The 553-nt window shown below is 53.2% G+C and carries 1 protein-coding gene; it reads right to left on the reverse strand.

Annotated features, from left to right (window positions below):
- Positions 1–553: hypothetical protein (locus HFP54_RS25095; RefSeq protein WP_168567302.1), on the reverse strand; the 553-nt coding region annotated here is incomplete at both ends.

Genomic DNA, 553 nt, shown 5'->3' on the forward strand with positions numbered 1-553 from the left:
TGGCCGAGCAGGTCTTTTAATGGCTCCAGACGCCAGGGCGCGTCTACAACGGAAAGTCCCCCCGGTTCACCTGTGATCTCACGCGAGTCCTCGACCACGCCTCGGTAATGACGAGTGATCGAGCCTTGGTGCCGATGCATCTTCCCGTCACAAAACGCCGATTGCAGCCAGTACTGCACTCTTCGACTGCCGAACCCCTCGGGTGATTTGGCATAGACGGTTGCCAGGTACTCAAATCTTGGTCGAGGTTGATAGATCCGTATGAAATAGAAAGGTTTGATCGTCAGATCATTGCCGGCGATCGTCTCATGGACTTCACCGATCACAAACAGGCAATGTTTGCGTTTCTCCAGTGCATCGGCTTGATCCATCAATTCGATGAACCCTGTCTGGATCTTAGCTTCAAGATCGGGAGAGACCTCTTCGGCAGGCGAATCAGCCGCGAACAGGCAGAAGACAACGAGGGATAGGCACCGTGTGGTGAATCGGGGTTTCGCGTTGCCTGATGTGATAAGGAAAGGAAACCGAAAGATACCATCAAGGCTCTTTCCAT

Source organism: Crateriforma spongiae, from assembly GCF_012290005.1.
Classification (GTDB): Bacteria; Planctomycetota; Planctomycetia; order Pirellulales; family Pirellulaceae; genus Crateriforma; species Crateriforma spongiae.